This window comes from Acinetobacter sp. Q85-2 (assembly GCF_013420555.1).
GTDB classification, from domain to species: domain Bacteria; phylum Pseudomonadota; class Gammaproteobacteria; order Pseudomonadales; family Moraxellaceae; genus Acinetobacter; species Acinetobacter indicus.
In genome coordinates this window covers 32,854-55,109 of record NZ_VOXW01000020.1, presented here as the reverse complement: position 1 = coordinate 55,109, position 22,256 = coordinate 32,854, and the positions used below count along the sequence as shown (strand labels likewise).

The following is a 22,256-nucleotide window of genomic DNA, read 5'->3' as shown; positions in this document are numbered from 1 at the left end:
TTACAATGTTTGTCTTTTATACGTAATTTAAGTGTTTTCATGGGCTTATATTAGCTCATATTAGGCTTGAAATATTGTTTTTTAGCAATTAAACGACATTTCATGTCGTGTCGCTTATATCTCTGACCTGAAAGACAGAGGTTTACGCTCCATTTGATAAAGTCGGGGATAAAAAATGGCGCTCTGAAGCGCCACAATTATGATAGATATTTAATTATTTGGTTTCTAACAGATTCACCTGCTCAACCTGCACATCACTCATGATGTTGCCATGTTCTAACAGTTGATTAAAATAGTTTTCCACCACCTGATACTGCTCGGCCGTGCTTTCCACACGGTACATATTCTGGCGGAATTCATTGCTAGAACGCAGTCCTTTGGTGTACCAGGCAATATGTTTACGTGAAATACGGCAGCCTGAATATTCTCCATAAAAGCTATAAAGTTCAGATAAATGCCCAAGCAATACCTGTTTGACTTCTTCAATACTCGGTGCAGCCAAATGTTCACCGGTCGTCAGATAATGGGCAATTTCACGGAAAATCCAGGGACGGCCTTGTGCCGCACGGCCAATCATAATCGCATCTGCACCGGTATAATCCAGCACCATTTTAGCTTTTTCCGGACTGTCGATGTCGCCATTGGCAATGAGGGGAATATTCAGCTCGGCCTTAACCTGCTTGATTAACTCATAACGCGCCGTGTTCAGGTACATATCTTCGCGGGTACGACCATGCAGGGCCAGCGCTGCAATACCGGCCTGCTCCGCACGCTTGGCCACACGCAGAATATTTTCCTGACCGTTTAAAAAACCGAGTCGGGTTTTTAAAGTTACCGGCACATCGACTGCTTCTACGACTGCATCTAAAATCCGGGCGACCAGATCTTCATCCTGCAATAATGCCGAACCGGCCAGCTTATTACATACTTTTTTGGCAGGACAGCCCATATTAATATCGACAATCTGTGCACCATTGGCCACCTGATAACGCGCAGCTTCAGCCAGATCAGCCGGATCGGAGCCGGCAATTTGTGCAGAAATCGGCGCGATTTCGCCATCAAAATTGGCCCGATACAGACTTTTTTTGCTCATGCGCAAAGTCTTGTCCGAGGTCATCATTTCACTGACTGCATGGCCTGCGCCAAAATATTTGCACAGCGTTCTAAACGGCCGATCAGTGACGCCTGCCATTGGTGCCACCCACAGCTTTCGCTCAATAGGACGATCAAACAGTTCTTGAATGACAGGATGTGAACTCAATGTAGGAACCTCGGGAAACAGAAAATGCGCAGCTTATCCTGACCTGGGAGAAAACTGGATACGGCGCTGAAAACCGGGCTAGTTTAAAGCCTTCTGACTAAAATTTCTATGCATCTGTACCGACCACAGCATATCTGTTTTTAGCAGATGCTAAAAAACAAAAGCCCATCAGAAGATGAGCTTTTTGCAGCGAAACCGGCAATTAGATTGCAGTAATACCGCTGGCCTGGTCGCCTTTTTTACCCGCTACGATGGTAAATTCAACGCGCTGGCCTTCATGTAAAGTTTTGAAGCCCTGGTTGGTAATTTCGCTGTAATGAGCAAAAACGTCCTGACCTGAATCTGCCTGAATAAAACCAAAACCTTTAGTTTCATTAAACCATTTCACAGTACCAGTAACTGTATTTGACATAAGATAATCCTGTATTAAAAAACTTTTAAATTGGTCATAGATAAACCAATAATTAACTGGAAAATGACTTTGAAACTAAAAATCTGATACTACGAAGGATATTAAAAAACGACGGAGGGAAAAGATTTGCTGAAACAATAGTAATTCTTCTAGTTAACGACCACTATACAGACTTCTGTTCTGAATGCAATAAAAATAAATTAATTCAATTTATATAACTGATTTAAAGCAATATAAAAACTTTTACCATCCAGGTTAAATTCTACCTGCTGTCCGGACTGAAGCTCAATCATTTTACCGACTTCCACCCAGATAAAACCCTGGCTCGAGCGCTGCTTCTTTTTCAGCGGCATTACTTTTACAAAAATTTCCTGACCATTGACTGCAGTGGCCAACTGCCAATTTTCTACATTATTCAACATAACTGACTCATTATATGAGCTTAGGTGATCATTTAAGAAAGCTGTTCCATTTTATTAAAATTTCATCTTTCAAAAATCGGATAAAAACACAATCAAATTTGATTATTTTAAACTTTTCACTGTCCCAATTCTCACAATTATGGACAAATATTCAATCACTATAAGCATTAAAAGTTGGATGCGGGAGCCGGATTTGAACCAACGACCTTCGGGTTATGAGCCCGACGAGCTACCAGACTGCTCCACCCCGCAAAGGAGAGTTAGCTTTATACGCCCTATATTTGCTAAACACAAGGTTTATTTAAAATATACACTAAAATAACCACGGTTCTACGCTAAAATAATTCCCTTTATTTTGAGTAGAAAATTTTGGAATTATTAAAAAACAACAGATAATAGATTTCTTTCATAAGACATTTTTTACTCAGTTCCAAATTATAGATTCCAGCAATTAAATTGAATCTTAAGCCTAGTCTTTTTCCACGGTTACGATATCGCTCAGCAAGAATTTCGAAGGTTTTCAAACTGCCGAATACATGCTCAATCCCTATTCTTCTTTTATTGATTTCCTGATTATAGATTTTGAGTTCAGGATCCAGTTTGCAGCGCCTCTTTGCTTTTAATGGCAACAAGCTATTTGGATACACTGTATAAATTCCCTGATAACCCTTATCTGCAAGAATAAAGGCACCTGCAGGAATCTGATTCAAGTTACGTTTGAAGAGTTCAAAATCATGTACGGCACCGTGACTGCTACATAAACTCAGGATTTTTTGAGTTTGATAATGAATGATGGCCTGTACTTTGAAGGTGTGGGTCTTTTTCTTGCCGCTATAGCTTTTCTTCTGTTTTTTTAGGCCTTTGGATTGGAATTTCTGTGGCATCCACGATCACAACATTCCAATCGATGCCTTCGCCCTCGGGTAAATCTTTGGATAAATTAAAGAGATTGGACCGAATCAGGCAGTCTTCAACATGACGGACAATTCTTGAGGCTGTGGGCTCTGACACGCCATAACTTGTTGCGACATGGAACAATGTTCGGTATTCACGCCAATAGCTTAGACAGAGCAGAACCTGGTCTTCCAGGCTTAACTTGGGCGGTCTGCCTTTGGCAGGGACATGTTTCTTCAATTGCTCAACCATTAAATCAAAGGTTGACCATGAGATGCCCGTGTATCGCTTGAACTGAGGATCAGAAAGCTTGTTTGAATCGATGTATTTCATCCGCAGATTATGCATGAATGCCAAGAAATCTGGAGTGCAAATATCAACCAAAAAGAAGATCGTTTTTTGATTTATGAAAGAGATCTAATATTTTAAAAACAATTCAGATGATTTTATACAGCATCACCCTTATTTATTTAAATTTTTTCCTTAAAATAACCGAAGATCATCAAATTAAAATCAGCGCTTTATTTTGAAATAGAATTTAGTATCTAACCCTACAGTATCCGCTTTTTGAGCCACTCAATTCTCTGGCATCTTGCAGATAAAAATTGACAGCGCAACGTGGGCCGTATACATATATATTCACACTTGTATAGCCGAATTTCTGTATACTTCATCTGCCCTGTAGGCTGACCCGTCTGGACCGAGTTTTCCTGTTTATGAAACACACCTTCCTGTCATCTGTAATCAAACCTTTAAGCCTGATTGCATTATCTTTAAGTTTAGCTGCCTGTGGCGACAGCGCCTGGTGGAATAAAGGCGATGAGCCAAGTCTAGATGCAGATCAGATCAAGCGACTGATTCCTTCCCGCGTGAAAGATCGTGATTCATGGGCCAAAGATATTTACGATATTAGTGAACAATTGGGTATTCCGCAGACCAAGGAAAATATGTGTACCATTGTCGCCGTGGTCGATCAGGAATCCAACTTTGTTGCCGATCCACAGGTCTATGGTTTAGGTGAAAAAGCGGTTAAAGAAGTCCAGGAACGCTTAGACGAGAAGTTTAAAGATAAACTCGGTGAAGCCATTGGAGGCACCATTGCCGGCTATTTTCAGGATGTACTGAAAAACCATCCAAGCCCGGAAGATAACTATTTAAGCCAGATGCGCCGGGTCAAAACCGAACGGGAACTGGATGAACTTTATCGTGAAATTTTTGACTATATGGCCAAGCATTATCATGTGTCGGCCCTGACCGGCGCCGCCAAGCTGTTTGGTCAAAATATCGGAGAAAAGCTGAATCCGATTACCACCTTAGGTTCGATGCAGGTGCATATCAGTTATGCCAAGGAACATAAACGCCAAGGCGGCAATATTGCAGAATTACGTACCGATTTATACAGCCAATATGGTGGCCTGTATTATGGTATTCACCGTCTGATGATGTATCCGGCCGACTATGATAAACCGCTATATCGCTTTGCCGATTATAACTCGGGTATGTATTCCAGCCGTAATGCCGCTTTTCAGAGCATGCTCAATGATTTAACCGAAGCCGAATTATCTCTAGACGGCGATTTACTGCTCTATAGCAAAGATGGCGGTGTTCGCAGTGCCAAGAGTCAATCTGAACGCGAGCTGATTAGTGTTTTTGCCAAACATAATATTGTGCTCACCCCACGCCAGATCCGCTCCGATCTGAAAAAAGAAAAAGAGCAGGATTTTGAAGATACCGCCTCGTATCGCGCCTTATTAAAACTGTATCAGGAACAAACTGGCAAAGCACCATTTTATGCGATAATGCCAGAGGTGGTAATTTCCGGGCCAAAACTCAGCCGTGATTATAATACCAACTGGTTTGCTACTCGGGTCAACGGGCGATATACCACATGCATGCAAAAAGCCAAAAATATAAAAATCTAGCCTTATTCGATTTTGATGGAACCCTGTATGAGCATGATAGTTTTACCGGCTTTATTTTCTACAGTCTGGGCAAACGGCATATTCTCAAGCGTGGACTGACCACCCTCCCCTGGATTATAGCTTATTATTTAAAGCTCTATCCGGCGCATAAAATGCGGCCCCGACTGTTTAAGGGAATGTTTAAGTCGGTACCGCAGCATCAAATTAAGGAAAAAGCAGAAAGCTATGCAGCACAATTGGTTCAAGCTTTAAATCCGAAATTACTCAATCAACTACAAAAGCATCAAGCCCATGGAGATGATATTGTGTTGGTCTCTGCTTCTATTAATATTTATTTGGAAGCGGTATGTGAGTTATTAAATATTGATTTAATCTGCTCTCAGGTGGCTTTAGAGAACTCTATCTTTAGCGGTGAATATTTAACGGCAGATTGCAGTTTATATGAAAAGAAACAACAAATTATAAAGCGTTATGATTTAGAGCAGTACAATGCTATTTATGCCTATGGTAATAGTTATGAAGATGAGCCAATGCTGAATCTGGCAACCTATCCTTATATGGTGGGCACAGATCAAGCTTTACCTGAAGTGACGCTCTATAAAAAATTAGCTTGATTTTAGAAAAGCAATAAAAAACCCACAATTTATTGTGGGTTTTTAGTGGATTGGGGTTACATGTAGCGGATGCCTTTAGTGGTAAAAGTATTATTTTTAATAGGTATAATGTTGCCACTTGCTTTAGTTTGACCTAATTTGATTTTAACATCACCTTTCATTTCAGTTAGATCCATGTCCTTTGCAACAATTAAATTACCTATGACTTCAATTTGACCAGTACCAGCGAACTTTCCAGAAGCCTTACCTGTATTACCAGCTCCTTTGGAACCAATTAAATTACCAAATAATTTTGTTTGAGTTTGATTATCTGCATGAACCACAAACCCTTCGTCAGCCATTCCAATTAAAGTGAAAAGACTAGTCGGATATTTAGAAGTATCTTTTAAAAACACATTATCAACAGCAAGAATATCATCATAATTCTCAATATCATCTACTTGTTGTTGAGTAAAATCTTTACATAAATTTGCAGGACGCTCTGAATTAAGACAAACCTCCGCCAACCTTACCTTCATCGTAGCTAATTGCAAACTAAGTAAGTCTGCCCTATTTTCGCCTAACAACAACTTTTGCGCCTCTGTTAAATTATTACCATTTGAATCTTTGCCAGTTTTTAATTGCTTATCTATCATCAAAATTTGAGCGGTAATATCTGTTGCAACGATATAATCATAAGGTGAAAAGACATTTAATTCACCTGAACTACTACTTGCATCTTTTTCAATTGTTAAATTTCCAGTCGTAATGATTGTATTTCTAAAATATTTTGAGCTATCGTTTTCTGAGTCTGGTAAACGTATTACTACATCTCCATCAAACCAAAAAATTCCATCAAATTTCTGACCCATTTCTATTTTGCTTTGAATCAGTTTATTTACATCTACAATCCAAACATCTGTACCTGATGATTTTCCACGTGTTATAGCATAGTCCCTTTCAACTTCTTCATAATATGGGCAAGTAATTGATGTGGCAGAGTTTTGCAAATTCGTATTTTGCTTTTCACAACTGATTGTATCACCAACATGCTTAAAAATATAATTTGCATGTGCTTTCATATCAATCGCAGGTATTAAATCCAGCCCACCATCAAATTTATTTACTTTAATTCCGTCTGTCTCAGGTTGATAATCGACTACAGTTTTTCCATTACTTAGGTAAATATTACCTGATTCAAGCCCTTCTTTTATATTTGCACCAACAGATATTGCTACATTTTCAGTTAATGCTTGAAGCGTTTCTTTCTTTTGAACTTTCAAACCTCCCGCAAAAACTGAACCCTCATGTGCAGATAATCCTTCTCCTTGAACTATAATAAGGTCAGTTCTTAAAATCGCGGTAGCGCCACCACTTTTACCTACAATATCAAAACAGTAGCGACCAGCCCCACAAGAAACTCTTGTAAATTCAATAACCTCTGAACCACCACTTACAGTGCCTGATTCAATTTTATCAATATTGATTGTACTCTCTTTTTTTAAATATTTGACCAAAGCGTGATAGCCTATCATGGCTTGCATTTGAGCTTGAGTCTGCGCATGGGTCGTGGTTGCACTGGACTGCAGGTTCCGCATTGTCGACATATAACCCACAGTTAATACTGTTAAGGACAGACCAACCAATACAATAAACAGCAGAGAGGAAACGCCTGCTTGTTTTATAAAAGAAATGCCATTGCGCATATTTCTTTTCATATTTATAACATTTTGCATGACTAATCCTCCCTATTTAAAGTTAAATAGGCATGTAGTATTTTCAATTTTTTGTGTAGCAGTTTCGGTACTTGCCGCATAAGTATTCGTGGTAATAATTATCTGATACTTACCAGGGTCTAAATCAGCATCATTCACAATACCAAATGGCCAACAATTATTTTGAATGACCCTAATTGTCATTGCGCCAATTTTTTTATCCGTAGCCTTGCTTGACTCAAATTGAATGTTTTGAACAGCATCATTGATTTGAATTAAACGCTCAACAGGATCATTCGTCACATTTGGTTTTGACAAATTTGTACAGTCATAACCCGCACCTTTACCGTACAACAATAAACCATTACTTGCATTTCTCAATGCCTGACACTTATTCGTCGCAACTTTCCAGACTAGATATTCGGCATTATCTGTACTTGATGCTGTTACGTTATAAGTATCTGAACCATTTTCTTCCAATTTATATGCTTTTAAATTTGTGCCGTAACTAGACGTATCACCAAAACCAATACCTTGCAAAATACGGTCTGTCGCAATTAAACCCAGCATCATACTGCTATCACTTTGTGCACCCAATGATGCTTCAGCAGTCACTTTACCTGTTGTAACAAATGCGCGTAGCATTGCCAAAATAATAATAATCGAGAGCGTTAATGCGATTAAAATTTCGATTAAAGTAAAACCACGCTGTGAAAGTTTTAAGCTGTGCATGTTCTTTACTCCTTTCACGGCGCTATTTCAACAGGAATAGGCACGTTCCAATGCGTTGTAGAATCAGTTTTTTCAACCACTTTTACAGTTGGTGATACAACTATAACTTCACGATCAACTGGAGTTACAATAACATTATCACCATTATCCTTAGTGATTACGTTATAGTCCTTTGTTTGCACAATACAATTTACTGTTACTTTTTTCCCCGCCACATCTAAATCAACATTATTGCTACAACCACTACCGGCAGAGCTTTCAAGGTACTGCCTCATTTGGTTCACAGTGTGCAAATGTAAATTTTGATCACGATGCAAAACTGCAGTACGACCAGAAATATAAGCCGCACCCAAACCAATAATTGCCATAAGTAACATAGACACTAACACTTCAATCAGTGTTACGCCTTGTTGATACTTAGATATCGCAGAAGTTTTATAATGTTCCTGATGCATTGTTACCACCTCCGCTTGCAGCTATATTGTAATAAGTGCAACTACCGGTACGTAAATATCCATTATTATTCAATGTTAGTTGCTGATGTCCTGTAGTACAGCCTATTGATAGTGTTACTGTAATGAGAGGAGATATTACTGCTTCCCAAATGACTACATTTTTACTGTTTATTACTTCAATCTTTTTGTCTGTATTATTCACTTTTAACGTGGCTGCAACATCATCCTCTTTAACCGCATTCGGGTTACGCAAAGCTTCATTTTTAGCGCGGGAATATGCTTCCAAAAACTCTTTTTCCGTTTTGGTTATTTGTGCATTAGCTACCCAAGCTCGACCAAGTGGAAAAATAGCCATTGCCAATATTGCAAACAAAGCAATCCCAATCATCAATTCGATGAGGGTCACACCACGTTGTCTTACCATGATGTTAACCCACCACAAGCAGAATCGCCTGTAATACTACGTGAATTTGTATTTGTTAAAGTAATCTCACAACCATGATTACGATCATTACCAATAGCTTTTAAACTATATGTTGTGGTTGTCACAGTAAGCTTATAATCAAAAGTATCTGCCGATGGTTGCCAGCTTCCAGTCATACTATTGGTAGTGAAATAATCACTAACTGTTTTTTCACCTGCAGAATCAACATATTTTAAGTTTCGCTGATACAAACTTTCCATCACCACGCTTAAAGCAACCAAATCTGACTGGGCACTACGTGCTTTGGCTTTGGTGATGTAATTTGAATACATAGGCATGGCAATGGCTGCGAGAATAGCCAAGATAATGACAGCCACCATTAATTCCAGGAGCGTAAAACCTGCGCTAGACGTGTGGAAGTTCGAGCCTTGTTTCTTATACATTTTCTTTCTTTACCAAAAGCATACTTACTTCTATAAAACTAGCATAGGATTTGTTTAGTATATGTTGTATAAACCTCCAAATTGTTTAGAAATAATTCACTGCATTTTAATTATGATTATGATTTTCAATTAAAAAATGTTTAATCCTAAATATTTTTACCAATTGTTAAAATATGTAAATAATTAACATGTTTTTCATATACATATTTAACTGAGTGTCATCAATCTTGTTGTGCTTTAAATTTTCATCAAAACTATATACTTATACTCACATAGAGTATATAAGCTTGGATATCATTGTACTTATCAAGTAATTGGCATAAATGCTCAAAGTTAATCATTTATGTGAATTATTTTATAAACAATTAACAAAAATCATACCAAATAACCTTTTTCTCCAGATTTCCGAGTTGGCTGCTTTGTTTTTAGTTTTTATGGCTCTTTCTATACAATAAAAAAGGCAATTTCCTATGAAAATTGCCTTTTTGTCTTAACGCATTTTATGCCTATTTTTTAAACGGAAACGCATACTTGGCAATCCGTTTCAGTACACTGCCATATTGTTTAAACAGGCTGGCATTGTTGTAGTGCAAACCATATTTTTCACATACTGCCTGTACTTTTGGCGCCATCTGACGGTAACGGCGTGCCGGTACATCCGGATATAAATGGTGTTCAATCTGGTGGCTTAAATGGCCAGTCAGAATATGGAACGCTTCTGAACCAGTCAGGTTAGAAGAACCGCGAATCTGGCGCATATACCAGTGACCACGGCTTTCATTTTTCAATACCGATTTTGGGAATACCTCAACATCTTTGGTGAAGTGACCACAGAAAATAATACTGAAGGTCCAGATGTTACGAATCCCGTTGGCCACCAGGTTGCCAGTGAATACCGGTAACGCAGCAGGACCAGCAATCAGCGGGAAGAACACATAGTCTTTAAACAGCTGTTTAGAGATTTTGCTCTGTAAAGGTTTCCACTCTTCTTTCAGCTCAGCCTTGGTTTTACGGCCCATCCACACTTTACCAAGTTCCAGGTTTTGAATCGCAACACCCCACTGGAACAGTAAACAGAATGGAATACTGTAAATCGGTTGTAGCAGATGACCCGGTTTCCAGCGTTGTTCTGGGAACAGACGTACCAGACCATAGCCGATATCATCATCCATACCTTTAATATTGGTATAGGTATGATGCTTGTAGTTGTGGGTTTGACGCCAGTTTTCAGAGGTACCGACAATATCCCACTCATAGGTCTGACCGTTGAATTTTGGATCGTTCATCCAGTCATATTGACCGTGCATGACGTTATGGCCAAGTTCCATATTTTCCATGATTTTGGCAAAGCCGAGCAGACCAGTACCCAAAATCCAGGCTGGCGGGAACCAGCCAGCAAACAGGCAGGCACGACCCGCAATAGAAGCATAACGGATGGTTGAGTATACACGGCGGATGTATTTGGCATCTTTTTCGCCTAAATCATCCAGCACTTCCTGCTTGATGGCGTCTAATTCACGCGCCAATTCATCCAGTTCTAATTGGGTTAATTCGCGGTTTTTAGGATTTTTAAAATATTCAAATTTGACTGGCATATTCATAGTGAGTGTACCCGCTTATAAGTCAATAACTAAGTCTGTTTGTGCCGAATTCACGCAAAGCTTGAGCAAATTACCCGGTTCGGTGTTTTGTGCACCATTCACCAGATTTTTGGTCGAGCCTTCGACTTTGTTGCAGGCACATTTATTACAAATTCCCATACGGCAGCCATGCTTCGGTTGAATATTCTGCTGCTCCAGGCTGGTCAAAATAGATTGGCCTTTGGGAATGGTCACGGTTTTATTCGATTGGGTTAAGGTCACCTGCACAAAACCAGCTTCTTCATTGAGCATTGGGCTCATGCTAAAGGCTTCAGTTTTTAATTGTTGTGCATGCGCAAACAGTTCTTCTACCCGTGCAGCAAAACCCGATGGACCACAGGCATAGACTGCGCTCTGTTCAATCTGCTCAAGGGCTTGCAGATGGCTTTCATTCAGACGCTGTGCCGGTGTTTCCCCTGCCTGGGTATAAAACACGTCAAAGCTAAAGTGTGGATATTGTGTCGCCCATTGTTCAAACTGGGTTTTAAAAGCAACATCGGCAAAGGTTTTTACCCAGTACATCAGTTTAACCGGGGTCTGCTTTAATTGACCCGATTTGGCCAAAGCATCGACCAGGCTATACATTGGGGTAATACCACTACCGGCAGCCAGCAAAATGAGTGGCTGTGTCGCTTCAGGCAACAACATATCGCCATAAGGCTGGCCAAATTCCAGAATATCGCCCACATTGGCCTGATTGACCAACCAGCTGCTGACTTTACCCTGATCGACTTTTTTAACGGTTAACAGCACATGCTGAGTATCCAGTTGCGTCAGGCTGTAGGTACGCTCATAGCGAATTCCTTCAATGGTGACAAAGACCGGGTGATGTTGGCCCGCCTGTCCAAGCTGGAATTTCTGATTGAACTGCACCATCAGGCTGACCGTGTCCTGCGCGGTCTGCTGCTTTTGCACAATCTTGCCCAATGCCTGATTCACAGACCACAACGGATTGATTTTTTGTAACCAGAAGTTTGCCGAGTACGGATCAACAATCGCACTCGCAAGAGATTTGAGGGGAGATTTCGACTTTTCGATAACGTGCATAGCCTACACCACGCGATGAATTCTCAATTATTATACACATGTATATATATTTGTATATACGCTTGTATTGTTTCTATTCATTTCACAAGTTCACACACAACGGCTATACTACTGAAAAGCCTTTCAGCTCTGGACCCTATGACTCAGCCTGCCATGAAAATAAGTAATGATGTTCTTGCCCAAGATGTTCCCAACATCCGTGAACCCATGACGGTGCGTACGGTCGGCAGGAAAGCGACCATTACCAAGGAAGAGCTGTTTCAGGCTGCACTGAATCTGATCGGACCCCAAAAAAGTATTGCCTCTTTAAGCCTGCGTGAAGTCGCGCGCGAAGCCGGTATTGCACCGAATAGTTTTTATCGTCACTTTAAAGATATTGATGAGCTGGCCATTGCCCTGATTGACCGGGCCGGCCATGTGCTGCGTCAGATTCTGAATCAGGCACGTTTAAAAGCATCCAAACAGAACAGCATTATCCGCACCTCGGTTGAAGTCTTTATTGAACAGCTAGATGCTGATGAAGGTAATTTAAGTCTGCTGTTGCGTGAAGGCTATACCGGATCGACGTCTTATAAGCAGGCAGTGGAACGTCAGCTGAACTATTTCCAGCAGGAACTAAAAGATGACCTGATTCGTCTAGAGCGTTTGAATAACAGCAAACTGTCCCATCCGGAGATTGTTTCTTCAGCCATTACCCAGCTGGTGTTTAATATGGGTGCCAAAGTGATTGATATGCCCGCCAATGAACGTAAAATCATTGCCGAGCAAACCATGATCATGATCCGGATGCTGCTCGAAGGCGCACGCCATTTAGATGAAGCACAAATCCGTTAACTGGATTTTAAACTGCTTATTTAAAGTGTTGATCGAATCCGCTGCTGCACATCGCGTGCGCTCTGCTCAGGAGATTCCAGCGGGAACATATGCCCACCCGCTACAACACTAAACTCAATGCCATATATCTTTTTTAGTCCCTGCGGGAAACCTTGCTTATAAAAAGCACTCTGCTCTGCCGTGATTAAATGCACCGGTAAATTTGGGGCTTTACGCGGCCAACGCCACCACCAGCTTGGTACAGTTCTAAAAATATCTGCCTCGACCTGTTTTGGAATCTGTAAGCTGATGCCGGCCTCATCTTCTCTAAGACCATGCCGGATAAAATCCTGAAAACAGCGCTCATCAAACTGTTTAAACAAGGCATTGCCACGTAACTGCTGATAAGCCTGCTCACGGCTAGACCAGGCGTCTTTACGTTTCAGACTCAGCCCGGCCGGGGTTAAACGGTCAATCTGTTTTGAACCCAGCTTTTGCAATAACTCGAATATCGGCGCTGTTTTACCAATCACAAAAGGCGGGTCCATTAAAATCAGCTGGCTAAATAAATCTGGCCGTTGATAAGATGCCATCAGCAACACCAGCGCGCCAAAAGAATGCCCCAAACCGACCACCGCCTGTTTTGGTGTTTGTAACTCGATATCGGCAATGACCTGCGCCACCAGTTTTTCCCATTTTGGCTCAACCGGATAGTCCGGATTCAGGCCAATGACCGGAATATATTTCAGCTCAATATCGGCATCAAAATAATCAAAAAAGGTCTGATAGCAAGGACTGGCGATGCCATTGGCATGGGCAAAATAAACAACAGTTTTGGTCATAAAGGTATTTGAAGCAGATAATCCATTTTGCAGGAGGTAATTTTAATTTTTTGCTGCGATTCTCAAGATCAGCCAGGCTGGTTCAACACTCTACGCCTGACCAATATATTTATTTGGCCGACACCACCAGATTCTGGCTAGGCAAGAAAGTTGCACCGCAGGTGGTTTTATCACCAACAATCACCACACCACGCCCTTTGACCTGGGTGGTTGGATCAACCGCAATGGCAGCTACAGTGGTTTTACATTTTGGACAATAATGCTTCATGCCATTTAAATGCACGGCAATGCCATTAATAACAAATGAACTTTCACATTCAGCAACCACACCGCCATGTGAAGTTTTAGAGCCTAAAGTGACTAATGCTTTACCCATCGTTGTTATATCTTTTAAAAATTTGGCTCATCTTAGCATGAACATTTTACCGGACTCTAGTGCACTGATCGCCGGGCTGTTTATGTCAGGCAAATCAGCATAAAAAAGCACCCTTCAAATTAGACTAAAAGTGTCCAACTTTCGGGGTGCAGTTCACGAAGGTGCTTTTCTAAAAATTACGACTGTTATGGTTTAACCACCACCATCACCTGAATTGCTTCCGGGGTAACCGCAATACCGTCAAGCAGGCTTAAACCTTCTTTTTGCAATTTCTGCAAACGGCTGATTTCATCTTCACGGATGCTTGGGTTAAATTGCTTCAGATACGTTAGACGGTCAATTTCATATTGCCATTTCGCGCCATACATCTCTTTGGCCTGCTCTTTTAAGCCCGGCAAGGCAGTTTTGGCAATGTCCAGCGCCTGTGCATAACGCTGCTCAATCACTTCACGGCGTGCTTTTACCACCTGACGGCAGCTATTGCCATCTAAATGATGTAAATACGGTTTTAAGATTTCAGGGGCAATTTTTTGCGACAGATCCTGACCTTTTTCACTCAGCAATACACGAATCAATTGCTGCGGCAAGCTTGATGGCAGGTTCAATGCTTTTGGTGCAATCACATCAACCTTGAACCACACTTCCAGCAGCACCGAACCTTGCGGTAATGCAGCTGACTTTAACACCGCCACATTGGTACTACCAAAGCTTTGGGTATTGATCATTTCCATCACGCTTTCGGTAAATGGATGTTCCAAAGTCAGATATTGTGCATCTTCGCGGATTTGAGCCTGATCACGATAGAAAGTCGCAGTCATGCCCTCTTCATCTAAAGTCAGACCTTGCACCTGCATCTGGTCTGTTGGCTTGATGATGACTGTGCCATTGCTTTGTTCATCAAAGTCGATGTTGGTTGAAGCCATAAAGCGCTTCATGAACATTGGCAAGGTAGTGTTGTCATCATAATCTTCCAGCGCCTGGACAATTTCCTGCGCCACCACCGGACGGCAAGAGTTGTATTCCAGTAAACGGTCACGGCCTTCCTGCAGTTCAGCTTCCAAGGCTTCGCGCTGTACGCTAACCGCTTCCAGCAATTCTTCAAACTGCTGGCCTTGATCTGCCAGTAAGCAGTCTTTTAATTCAACAATGAAGTTTTCCTGCAAGGTCTGCGCCGTTGGGGAAATATTGCTGAATATATTCAACGCTTCGTTATACCAGCGGAACATGCGTTCTTGCGCCGTGCCAAGTAAATACGGCACGTGAATCTGAATCCGGTTTTCCTGACCAATCCGGTCTAGACGGCCAATTCGCTGTTCCAGTACGTCCGGATTCGCCGGTAAATCAAATAAAATTAAATCTGATGCAAACTGGAAGTTACGCCCTTCTGAACCAATTTCCGAACAGAGCAGGATTTGCGCACCATAGGAATCTTCTGCGAAATACGCCGCTGCCTGGTCACGTTCCAGCAGGCTCATGCCTTCATGGAACATCGCGGTACGGATACCGGCATGTAAACGCAGTGCATTTTCTAGCGCTTCCACCACCGGACCACTACGTGCAATCAGTAGCACTTTTTTGTGTTTTAAATCGCTGCGCAGCTTTTCCATCAGCCACATTACACGCGGATCGGTTTCCATCCACGCACCATCAAGCTGGCCTTCTTCTGGCCACATCTGTTCACGCAACTTGCCCTCTTTGGCCCAGTGCTCTGGGGCTGGCAGTGGTGCTGGCTGACAGTCCCGTCCCGGGAAGCCCTGAATCGCTTCACGGGTGTTACGGAATAAAATACGGCCGGTACCATGACGGTCTAACAGTTCATGAATGGCGCGGAAACGCTGTTCCGGATGGTCTTCAATGCGATGGCCCAGTAAGCCTTCCAAAGCGGCCAGATGACCTTCTTCCAGTGGCATGTCGGACATCAGCACTTCGGCAATTTTGGCTGTTTGCTGATATTGCGCTTCTTCATCCAGGAAACGGTCCAACGAACTGAAACGTTGAGGATCGAGCAGGCGTAAACGGGCAAAGTGACTTTCAACACCCAACTGTTCCGGGGTTGCAGTTAAGAGCAACACACCGGCCGTTTGTTCAGCAAATTCTTCGACCAGATCATAACGGTCATTGCCGCCTTCTTCTTCTGACCACATCAGGTGATGCGCTTCATCAACCACCAGTAAATCAAAACCAGCTTCAAGTGCCTGCTCACGCAGATCTTCGTGGTCAATCATCAGGTCAATAGAAGCAATAATACATTGCTCGGTCAGGAACGGGTTTAAATCCGGGTCATGTTCTTTAATTGACGCTGTACGGGTCAGATCAAATAAAGAGAACTGCAGGTTGAAACGGCGGCGCATTTCAATCATCCACTGATATTGCAGTGAATCTGGCACCAAAATTAAAATACGTTCTGAACGGCCGGTTTTGAGCTGCTGATGAATGATCAGACCAGCTTCAATAGTTTTACCCAAACCCACTTCATCGGCCAGTAATACACGCGGTGCAAAACGCTTACCGACTTCGTGGGCAATATAGAGTTGATGCGGAATCAGGCCAACGCGTGAACCAATCAGGCCACGCAGCGGACTGCTGTGCATATTGGCCTGCATCAACAGCGCTTCAATACGCAGGTCGTACCATTCTTTATAGTCAATCTGGCTGGCCAGTAAACGGTCTAAGGGTTTAGACAGCTGGATTTGCGCGCCAATTCGGGTTTCATTCAGCGATTTCTGTTCTTCTGAACCATCTTCCAGCTGACGTACCACGTTATAACGCACCACGCCACCGCGATCTTCCAGACTCTGAACCGTCCATTTCAGGCCTTCCTGGTCCTGTACTTCATCGCCCGCATTAAACACGATACGGGACAAAGGTGCATTGTTACGTGCATAGACACGGGTTTCGTCACTCTTGGGGAATAAAATGCTGATTGAACGTTCATCTACATCAATAAGAACGCCTAAGCCCAGTTCTGTTTCTGTATCTGACAACCAACGTTGACCAATAGCAAACTGCTGCAATTTTTCCACCTTTTTCTAGAAGTTAGGACTGTCGCGTTATCACTCAAGGACTGCTTGCCATTTGAGCAAAATTTGACATCGTAAAGCAATATATTTTGACATAAAGCCCACCAAAAAGTGAGCTTAAATTCATGAGGATATGTTTCCCTTAAAACGGCACCGGGCAATTAAACTCCAGTGTTTCTCCCGTTTGAGGATGTTGAAAACTTAAATACGCCGCATGCAAACACAGGCGTGGAGACAGCTGTTGCTGCTCTGGCGTGGCATATAAGGTATCGCCAATAATTGGATGACCCAGATATTGCATATGCACCCGCAGCTGATGCGAACGGCCGGTAATTGGAATAAGTTTGACCCGCGTAACCGCCTGTCCATTTATTTCAAACTGTTCCAGCGCCTGCCAGTGGGTAAGCGCCGGTTTCGAATGAGAAGGATCGGCCATATGCAACGGCGGACGGGTTGGATCATAGACCACCGGCACATCAATGGTGCCTTCGCCGTATAGATGCCCGGCCACCACTGCCTGATAATGCTTATCGGTCTGGCGTTCCTGAAACTGGCGTGAAATCTTGTTTTGCCCCAAGCGGCTAAGACCAAACACCAAAATACCTGAGGTGTCACGATCCAGACGATGAATTAACAGGGTTTTAGGCTCAATGGCGACCAAACGGCTGATCAGGCAGTCTTGTAAATCTGCTGTTTTTCCTGGCACTGTGAGTAAGCCGGCCGGTTTATGGATGAGCATAAAATCTTCATCTCGATAAATCAGGTGTTCGGTTAGAAAATTACTCAAAGTACACTTCCAGGCTGATCGCGAAAATAAGGCGGCAATGATAAAAACCTTGCACCACAATTACAATGCAATTTGCGCAAATTGCAGACGTTTTTTCCGATTTTGCTGAATAAAAATGTCAATTTTCTGAAAATGGCAAATTTAGTCCGTTAAAATCTGCAGCAATCCGTGAAGTGTGGGTTTGGACTGCAGATCTTCATAGCGAATATTGGCACCATTGGCACGCCATAAACCGACCAGACTCACCATCGCTACCGAATCCAGACCATAATTTTTTAGGTCGACATAAGGATCAATTTCCAAGGCATCCATATCCAGCTGTTCTGCGACAGCCAACATAATGCCTTTGGTCGACAATACATATTCTGACGGCGCACTTAAATCCCATAAGCGAGTCAGGCTATAGGTATTTAAGTGATGTATCCCCTGTGCCGAAATATTTTCAATCCACTGAATATGCTGTTCCTGATTCACCAATAAAATCGCATCGTCGACCACACAGAGCTGTTCGGTCACGCTATACAGATGCGGTAAAATCTGTTTTAGCATCGGAGTGACCTGTCCGGCAAAAATCAGTTGGGGATGGGTTGAAGCGTATTCACCCAACTGCTGCATGCCTTGCAGGACATCATCGCCGTATAGATCGACAATAGGAATGTCCAGTGCTTTGGCTTTATTGCTGATCTGGATCAGATGAGTCATCAGGTCGCTGTCCTGTATACCTACCATCATCCTTAGGTTTTGCAGTCCTACCAGTACCAAAACAGATTCATTTGATGCAAGCTGCCATTTGGCTTGAGATGGTACGAGTTGGATTTTTTTGGGCATGAGGTACAGCATGGAAGGCTCTTATAAATACAAAATAGCATGATGATTCATGCTATTTTAGTTTAGCATCGATTTAAAAAACACTTTGATTTCACAGACGTTTATTGTTCTAATTTCGTATAATCGCCATTATCTTAAATAAGCATAATTCAATACAAGCAATTGATCGAACTATAGATTAATTTAGGTAGTTAAATCATTAACCCTATTTGAAACAATGAAAATAAAAACTTACTCTTCTAAAGGCTTTATCGGAGTTTTATTGCTCATAATATTTATGGCATGGTTTGTACTTAAATGCATTCCTCTATCAGAGCAAGAACAAAATGCAAAAATTAGTAGCAAAATGGAAAGACAACGGCTTCGATTGGCTCAAGAATTTGATAGGTACACTCTAGAGGAACAAGCACGATTGCCAAAATATGATTCCCGTAAATATGCCCTAATTAAACGTAATAGCAGATTCTGGTTAATACCTAGAGAATATTTTAGTGATAATGGTTTTCATATAAGGTGGCCAAATACGGTAAATAGGCTACTAAAAAGAAATTGGGAAAATAAATCTAATAAAAAATACCCTATTGTGCGAGTCTTGATGGAGTCACGACAATTTAATGCATCTACAGGTTATGCAGGTAATGATAAATTTCTAAATGTAGAGCCATGCAAAAATGGAAATGATTGGTTTATTTGGAATGGAATAAATGTTCGGATATACCCGAGTGATGTACCTAATCTTTCAGATAGGCAGCGTTTAGATATATGTTTAACAGTATTGAAAATACTCAATGAGGAAATAAAGGAAATAAAGGAAATAAAGGAAATAAGTTAATTAACTTTAAGATTTCCTTAAATTAACATAATACACGTTGTACGAAATTCTTTTGATTTCCTTTTTAAATCATAATTTTATTGTATATAGGCAAGCCCAATCATTAGCGATTGGGCTTTTTAATTCATATTTAACGTTCCACGCTTCATTTTGGTACAACTTTGGATGAATTTATTGAGTTGAGCTAATCAATTTTTTTCTTGAATTAACTTTGCTGTGCTACAAACTTCTCAATCGCTACCCGTGCAATCTCCGCATCTTCAAACGACTTCACACCCGACACACCCATCGCACCGACGAGCTGCCCTTGATACATAATCGGTTCACCACCTTCTAGCATCCCTGAAAATGATTCCATGGTCAGGAAGCCCATCTGACCGCCTTTGATAATATCTTCAAACAGTTTGGATGCATGGCGACTCATGGCAGAACATTTGGCTTTTTCGATGGCTAGATTTGCAGTCATTGGTGCTGCCCCATCCATACGTTTCATGGCCAGTAAACTGCCCGTTTCATCCACCACGGCAATACTGACATTAAAGTTATGCTGTATCGCATATTGATGCGCTTCATTTAATAGAAATTCAGCATCACTTAAAGTCATATAATGTTTGGTTTTCATTTTGATCTCGAATTAACTGAAGCTTCCCTCTCCTTTTAGGAGAGGGTTAGGGAGAGGTCAAATTTACGCTTTCATCTCAGCAAAAGTGGCTTTTGCCGCCTGAATGGTAAACTCGATATCTTCATCGCTGTGCGCGCTTGAAATAAAGCCGGCTTCAAATGCAGATGGTGCCAGGTTCACGCCACGCTCCAGCATGCCGTGGAAGAATTTACGGAAAGCATCGACATCACATTTTAGCATCGAGTCAAAGCTGGTGATATCGTCCTGATCGGTAAAGTACAGACCAAACATCGCGCCCACTTGCTGGGTTTTAAACGCAATACCGGCTTCATCCGCAGCAGCTTGCAAGCCAACCAGCAGTTTCTCAAGTTGCGCAGACAATTTCTCATAGAAACCTTCAGCACGAAGATGTTTGAACATCTCTATACCGGCACGCATTGCCAATGGGTTACCTGATAGCGTACCTGCTTGATAGACCTTACCCAATGGTGCGATACATTCCATCACTTCACGTTTACCACCGAATGCACCGACTGGTAAGCCGGCACCGATGATTTTACCTAAAGTGGTTAAATCCGGAGTTACGCCATAATGTGCTTGCGCACCGCCTAAGCCAACACGGAAACCGGTCATCACTTCATCAATAATAAACACCGAGCCATGTTCATCACAGACATCACGAATGGCTTGCAAGAAACCATCAATTGGCGCAACCAGGTTCATGTTACCGGCAACCGGTTCCACAATCACCCCGGCAATTTCTGAACCAAACTTGGCAAAGCATTCTTTTAAGGTGGCAATATCGTTATATGGCAGGGTTAAGGTGTGTTTGGCAAAATCCGCAGGAACACCGGCAGAGGTCGCTTCACCCTCACCTTTGGTTAACAGGCCAGAACCGGCTTTCACCAGTAATGAATCTGAGTGACCGTGGTAACAGCCCTCAAATTTCACGATCTTGTCACGGCCGGTATAACCACGTGCCAGACGAATCGCGGTCATGGTCGCTTCAGTACCGGAGTTGGTCATACGCACCAGTTCAATTGATGGCATGATTTCGCAGATAATATCGGCCAGCGTCGTTTCATGAACGGTTGGCGCACCAAAACTTAAACCGTCTACCGCAGCATCCTGCACCGCTTTAATAATCGCTGGATGGGCATGGCCCAAAATCATTGGCCCCCATGAACCGACATAATCGACATAGCGTTTACCATCTACATCATATAAATATGCGCCTTGGGCTTTTTCAATAAAGACCGGCGTGCCGCCTACACCATTGAACGCACGCACCGGTGAGTTCACGCCACCTGGAATATGTTTGCTGGCTTGTTTAAATAATTGTTCTTGCTTTGGAGATAGGCTCATGAATCGACTCAACTCAAAATAAAATCAGACAAAAATTTCGGCTTAAACCGCCTTTTTAAATAGTTCAGACCAGTCATATACGCGTTGAGCAACGGTATGCATCGGACGACCTAATATATCACTAATCACCGCACAAAGGTCGGCACCAGCATCAATCACCTGCTGACTATTTTCCACGGTTAACCCACCAATCGCGCAGATGGGTACATTCAGTTTTGCTTTGGCCTGCTTTAAGGTTTCTAGACCAATATTGCCGGCTTCCGGCTTAGTATCGGTGGCGAAAATTGCCCCAAATGCCACATAGTTAGCGCCATCGGCAATGGCCTGCTCTGCCAGTTCAAGTGAATTGTTACAGCTGCGGCCAATCAGGACATTCTTCGGTAAACGTGCTGCGGCTTCGACAATTGAGCCATCATCTTGACCCAAATGCACGCCGACACCATATTTTACCGCAGCTTCCAAATCATCATTAATCACAAATGGCACTTTGTACTGTGCACACAATGATTTCATATATTCAATTTCATAAGCCTGATCTTCTTTTGCCACCTTTTTACGGCGATATTGCAAGACTGCAACTTCATAGGTCGCCATTGCACCTTCAAGTTTGGCTAAAAGCAGTTCAATCGGATCATCATTGGTAATTAAATATAAGCCACGCATTTTGCCTGCCTGAAACACCTCAAAAAATTGGCTCTCATTATTACATAGTTACAGCTCAAGAGCAGGCCTTGCCTGTATTTTCGCTGATGCTTTGTTTCAGTTCAGATTTTTATGCAAAATCCCTAGTATTGGGGATAGAGTCAGCGCC

Annotated in this window: 24 protein-coding genes and 1 tRNA gene; 4 read left to right on the top strand and 21 right to left on the bottom strand. The window is 42.2% G+C overall.

Annotated features, from left to right (window positions below; genetic code table 11):
- Window positions 1-214: 214 nt before the first annotated feature.
- From dusB to FTT68_RS11270, 6 genes are all read right to left on the bottom strand, one after another.
- Entirely contained in the window at window positions 215-1,234 is a 1,020-nt protein-coding gene (gene dusB / locus FTT68_RS11295; RefSeq protein WP_257219151.1) for a tRNA dihydrouridine synthase DusB, read from the bottom strand.
- 229 nt (window positions 1,235-1,463) lie between these two features.
- On the bottom strand, window positions 1,464-1,673 hold the full coding sequence (locus FTT68_RS11290) for a cold-shock protein (RefSeq protein ID WP_005178879.1): 210 nt from the start codon (window positions 1,671-1,673) through the stop codon (window positions 1,464-1,466).
- A gap of 200 nt (window positions 1,674-1,873) precedes the next feature.
- A complete protein-coding gene (locus FTT68_RS11285) occupies window positions 1,874-2,095 on the bottom strand; it encodes a hypothetical protein (RefSeq protein WP_005178882.1) in 222 nt (73 codons plus the stop codon).
- A 175-nt stretch (window positions 2,096-2,270) separates the two neighbouring features.
- Window positions 2,271-2,347 (bottom strand) — tRNA-Met (locus tag FTT68_RS11280).
- Window positions 2,348-2,445: 98 nt separating this feature from the next.
- Entirely contained in the window at window positions 2,446-2,979 is a 534-nt protein-coding gene (locus FTT68_RS14095; RefSeq protein WP_253586871.1) for a transposase family protein, read from the bottom strand.
- Complete coding sequence (locus FTT68_RS11270) at window positions 2,927-3,322, bottom strand: transposase family protein (RefSeq protein ID WP_075166718.1); 396 nt, start codon at window positions 3,320-3,322, stop codon at window positions 2,927-2,929. The genes FTT68_RS14095 and FTT68_RS11270 overlap by 53 nt, the downstream gene beginning before the upstream one ends.
- Before the next feature lie 383 nt (window positions 3,323-3,705).
- On the opposite strand from FTT68_RS11270, the gene FTT68_RS11265 reads away from it, so the two are divergent.
- Window positions 3,706-4,911, top strand: coding sequence for a DUF1615 domain-containing protein (locus FTT68_RS11265; RefSeq protein WP_104470323.1), 1,206 nt, complete (start codon window positions 3,706-3,708; stop codon window positions 4,909-4,911).
- Window positions 4,878-5,525 (top strand): HAD-IB family phosphatase, encoded by a 648-nt coding sequence (locus FTT68_RS11260; RefSeq protein WP_104473436.1) that lies wholly within the window; start codon window positions 4,878-4,880, stop codon window positions 5,523-5,525. Before FTT68_RS11265 ends, FTT68_RS11260 begins: the two co-directional genes overlap by 34 nt.
- A gap of 56 nt (window positions 5,526-5,581) precedes the next feature.
- Here FTT68_RS11260 and FTT68_RS11255 read toward each other — a convergent pair whose 3' ends face one another.
- From FTT68_RS11255 to FTT68_RS11225, 7 genes are all read right to left on the bottom strand, one after another.
- Complete coding sequence (locus tag FTT68_RS11255) at window positions 5,582-7,240, bottom strand: hypothetical protein (protein ID WP_180175358.1); 1,659 nt, start codon at window positions 7,238-7,240, stop codon at window positions 5,582-5,584.
- A gap of 12 nt (window positions 7,241-7,252) precedes the next feature.
- The gene (locus tag FTT68_RS11250; protein ID WP_180175357.1) at window positions 7,253-7,951 is read right to left on the bottom strand and encodes a prepilin-type N-terminal cleavage/methylation domain-containing protein; all 699 of its coding nucleotides are present in this window, start codon (window positions 7,949-7,951) and stop codon (window positions 7,253-7,255) included.
- A 14-nt stretch (window positions 7,952-7,965) separates the two neighbouring features.
- Window positions 7,966-8,406: a prepilin-type N-terminal cleavage/methylation domain-containing protein gene (locus tag FTT68_RS11245; protein WP_168400342.1), complete on the bottom strand. Its 441-nt coding sequence runs from the start codon at window positions 8,404-8,406 to the stop codon at window positions 7,966-7,968.
- Window positions 8,387-8,830 carry a prepilin-type N-terminal cleavage/methylation domain-containing protein gene (locus FTT68_RS11240; RefSeq protein WP_180175356.1) on the bottom strand — a complete coding sequence of 148 codons (444 nt, stop codon included), beginning with the start codon at window positions 8,828-8,830 and terminating at the stop codon, window positions 8,387-8,389. Before FTT68_RS11240 ends, FTT68_RS11245 begins: the two co-directional genes overlap by 20 nt.
- Window positions 8,824-9,273 (bottom strand): type IV pilin protein, encoded by a 450-nt coding sequence (locus tag FTT68_RS11235; RefSeq protein WP_180175355.1) that lies wholly within the window; start codon window positions 9,271-9,273, stop codon window positions 8,824-8,826. Before FTT68_RS11235 ends, FTT68_RS11240 begins: the two co-directional genes overlap by 7 nt.
- 506 nt (window positions 9,274-9,779) lie before the next feature.
- The gene (locus FTT68_RS11230; protein ID WP_005178901.1) at window positions 9,780-10,874 is read right to left on the bottom strand and encodes an acyl-CoA desaturase; all 1,095 of its coding nucleotides are present in this window, start codon (window positions 10,872-10,874) and stop codon (window positions 9,780-9,782) included.
- A 15-nt stretch (window positions 10,875-10,889) separates the two neighbouring features.
- Window positions 10,890-11,960, bottom strand: coding sequence for a ferredoxin reductase (locus FTT68_RS11225; RefSeq protein WP_156189208.1), 1,071 nt, complete (start codon window positions 11,958-11,960; stop codon window positions 10,890-10,892).
- Window positions 11,961-12,167: 207 nt separating this feature from the next.
- Here FTT68_RS11225 and fabR point away from each other — a divergent pair, with 207 nt between their 5' ends.
- Window positions 12,168-12,794, top strand: a complete 627-nt coding sequence (gene fabR, locus FTT68_RS11220; RefSeq protein WP_228151050.1) for an HTH-type transcriptional repressor FabR — start codon at window positions 12,168-12,170, stop codon at window positions 12,792-12,794.
- Between the two features lie 20 nt (window positions 12,795-12,814).
- On the opposite strand, the gene FTT68_RS11215 is transcribed toward fabR, so the two are convergent.
- The 5 genes from FTT68_RS11215 to FTT68_RS11195 all read right to left on the bottom strand — a co-directional run bounded on the left by FTT68_RS11215 (window position 12,815) and on the right by FTT68_RS11195 (window position 18,638).
- A complete protein-coding gene (locus tag FTT68_RS11215; protein WP_016659144.1) occupies window positions 12,815-13,615 on the bottom strand; it encodes an alpha/beta fold hydrolase in 801 nt (266 codons plus the stop codon).
- A 109-nt stretch (window positions 13,616-13,724) separates the two neighbouring features.
- On the bottom strand, window positions 13,725-13,991 hold the full coding sequence (locus FTT68_RS11210; RefSeq protein ID WP_180175354.1) for a PAAR domain-containing protein: 267 nt from the start codon (window positions 13,989-13,991) through the stop codon (window positions 13,725-13,727).
- Window positions 13,992-14,176: 185 nt separating this feature from the next.
- Window positions 14,177-17,014 carry an RNA polymerase-associated protein RapA gene (gene rapA, locus FTT68_RS11205; protein ID WP_104513564.1) on the bottom strand — a complete coding sequence of 946 codons (2,838 nt, stop codon included), beginning with the start codon at window positions 17,012-17,014 and terminating at the stop codon, window positions 14,177-14,179.
- 139 nt (window positions 17,015-17,153) lie between these two features.
- Window positions 17,154-17,798 carry an RluA family pseudouridine synthase gene (locus FTT68_RS11200; protein WP_163145690.1) on the bottom strand — a complete coding sequence of 215 codons (645 nt, stop codon included), beginning with the start codon at window positions 17,796-17,798 and terminating at the stop codon, window positions 17,154-17,156.
- A gap of 141 nt (window positions 17,799-17,939) precedes the next feature.
- Window positions 17,940-18,638 (bottom strand): phosphopantetheine-binding protein, encoded by a 699-nt coding sequence (locus tag FTT68_RS11195; RefSeq protein ID WP_168396160.1) that lies wholly within the window; start codon window positions 18,636-18,638, stop codon window positions 17,940-17,942.
- A gap of 205 nt (window positions 18,639-18,843) precedes the next feature.
- Here FTT68_RS11195 and FTT68_RS11190 point away from each other — a divergent pair, with 205 nt between their 5' ends.
- Window positions 18,844-19,458: a hypothetical protein gene (locus tag FTT68_RS11190; protein WP_180175353.1), complete on the top strand. Its 615-nt coding sequence runs from the start codon at window positions 18,844-18,846 to the stop codon at window positions 19,456-19,458.
- 205 nt (window positions 19,459-19,663) lie between these two features.
- Here the strand turns inward: FTT68_RS11190 and FTT68_RS11185 are convergent, their stop codons facing one another.
- The 3 genes from FTT68_RS11185 to thiE all read right to left on the bottom strand — a co-directional run bounded on the left by FTT68_RS11185 (window position 19,664) and on the right by thiE (window position 22,108).
- The gene (locus tag FTT68_RS11185) at window positions 19,664-20,080 is read right to left on the bottom strand and encodes a heme-binding protein (RefSeq protein ID WP_104499001.1); all 417 of its coding nucleotides are present in this window, start codon (window positions 20,078-20,080) and stop codon (window positions 19,664-19,666) included.
- Between the two features lie 63 nt (window positions 20,081-20,143).
- Window positions 20,144-21,445, bottom strand: a complete 1,302-nt coding sequence (gene hemL, locus FTT68_RS11180) for a glutamate-1-semialdehyde 2,1-aminomutase (protein WP_160243004.1) — start codon at window positions 21,443-21,445, stop codon at window positions 20,144-20,146.
- 42 nt (window positions 21,446-21,487) lie between these two features.
- Complete coding sequence (gene thiE / locus FTT68_RS11175) at window positions 21,488-22,108, bottom strand: thiamine phosphate synthase (protein ID WP_180175352.1); 621 nt, start codon at window positions 22,106-22,108, stop codon at window positions 21,488-21,490.
- Window positions 22,109-22,256 lie beyond the last annotated feature (148 nt).

Excerpts from the sequence above, each read along its gene's own strand:
- FTT68_RS11290 (WP_005178879.1), bottom strand. The coding sequence starts at position 1,673 with ATGTCAAATACAGTTACTGGTACTGTGAAATGGTTTAATGAAACTAAA.
- FTT68_RS11285 (WP_005178882.1), bottom strand. The coding sequence starts at position 2,095 with ATGTTGAATAATGTAGAAAATTGGCAGTTGGCCACTGCAGTCAATGGT.
- FTT68_RS14095 (WP_253586871.1), bottom strand. The coding sequence starts at position 2,979 with ATGCCACAGAAATTCCAATCCAAAGGCCTAAAAAAACAGAAGAAAAGC.
- FTT68_RS11270 (WP_075166718.1), bottom strand. The coding sequence starts at position 3,322 with ATGAAATACATCGATTCAAACAAGCTTTCTGATCCTCAGTTCAAGCGA.
- FTT68_RS11265 (WP_104470323.1), top strand. The coding sequence starts at position 3,706 with ATGAAACACACCTTCCTGTCATCTGTAATCAAACCTTTAAGCCTGATT.
- FTT68_RS11260 (WP_104473436.1), top strand. The coding sequence starts at position 4,878 with ATGCATGCAAAAAGCCAAAAATATAAAAATCTAGCCTTATTCGATTTT.
- FTT68_RS11255 (WP_180175358.1), bottom strand. The coding sequence starts at position 7,240 with ATGCAAAATGTTATAAATATGAAAAGAAATATGCGCAATGGCATTTCT.
- FTT68_RS11250 (WP_180175357.1), bottom strand. The coding sequence starts at position 7,951 with ATGCACAGCTTAAAACTTTCACAGCGTGGTTTTACTTTAATCGAAATT.
- FTT68_RS11245 (WP_168400342.1), bottom strand. The coding sequence starts at position 8,406 with ATGCATCAGGAACATTATAAAACTTCTGCGATATCTAAGTATCAACAA.
- FTT68_RS11240 (WP_180175356.1), bottom strand. The coding sequence starts at position 8,830 with ATGGTAAGACAACGTGGTGTGACCCTCATCGAATTGATGATTGGGATT.
- FTT68_RS11235 (WP_180175355.1), bottom strand. The coding sequence starts at position 9,273 with ATGTATAAGAAACAAGGCTCGAACTTCCACACGTCTAGCGCAGGTTTT.
- FTT68_RS11230 (WP_005178901.1), bottom strand. The coding sequence starts at position 10,874 with ATGAATATGCCAGTCAAATTTGAATATTTTAAAAATCCTAAAAACCGC.
- FTT68_RS11225 (WP_156189208.1), bottom strand. The coding sequence starts at position 11,960 with ATGCACGTTATCGAAAAGTCGAAATCTCCCCTCAAATCTCTTGCGAGT.
- fabR (WP_228151050.1), top strand. The coding sequence starts at position 12,168 with ATGACGGTGCGTACGGTCGGCAGGAAAGCGACCATTACCAAGGAAGAG.
- FTT68_RS11215 (WP_016659144.1), bottom strand. The coding sequence starts at position 13,615 with ATGACCAAAACTGTTGTTTATTTTGCCCATGCCAATGGCATCGCCAGT.
- FTT68_RS11210 (WP_180175354.1), bottom strand. The coding sequence starts at position 13,991 with ATGGGTAAAGCATTAGTCACTTTAGGCTCTAAAACTTCACATGGCGGT.
- FTT68_RS11195 (WP_168396160.1), bottom strand. The coding sequence starts at position 18,638 with ATGCTGTACCTCATGCCCAAAAAAATCCAACTCGTACCATCTCAAGCC.
- FTT68_RS11190 (WP_180175353.1), top strand. The coding sequence starts at position 18,844 with ATGAAAATAAAAACTTACTCTTCTAAAGGCTTTATCGGAGTTTTATTG.
- FTT68_RS11185 (WP_104499001.1), bottom strand. The coding sequence starts at position 20,080 with ATGAAAACCAAACATTATATGACTTTAAGTGATGCTGAATTTCTATTA.
- hemL (WP_160243004.1), bottom strand. The coding sequence starts at position 21,445 with ATGAGCCTATCTCCAAAGCAAGAACAATTATTTAAACAAGCCAGCAAA.
- thiE (WP_180175352.1), bottom strand. The coding sequence starts at position 22,108 with ATGCGTGGCTTATATTTAATTACCAATGATGATCCGATTGAACTGCTT.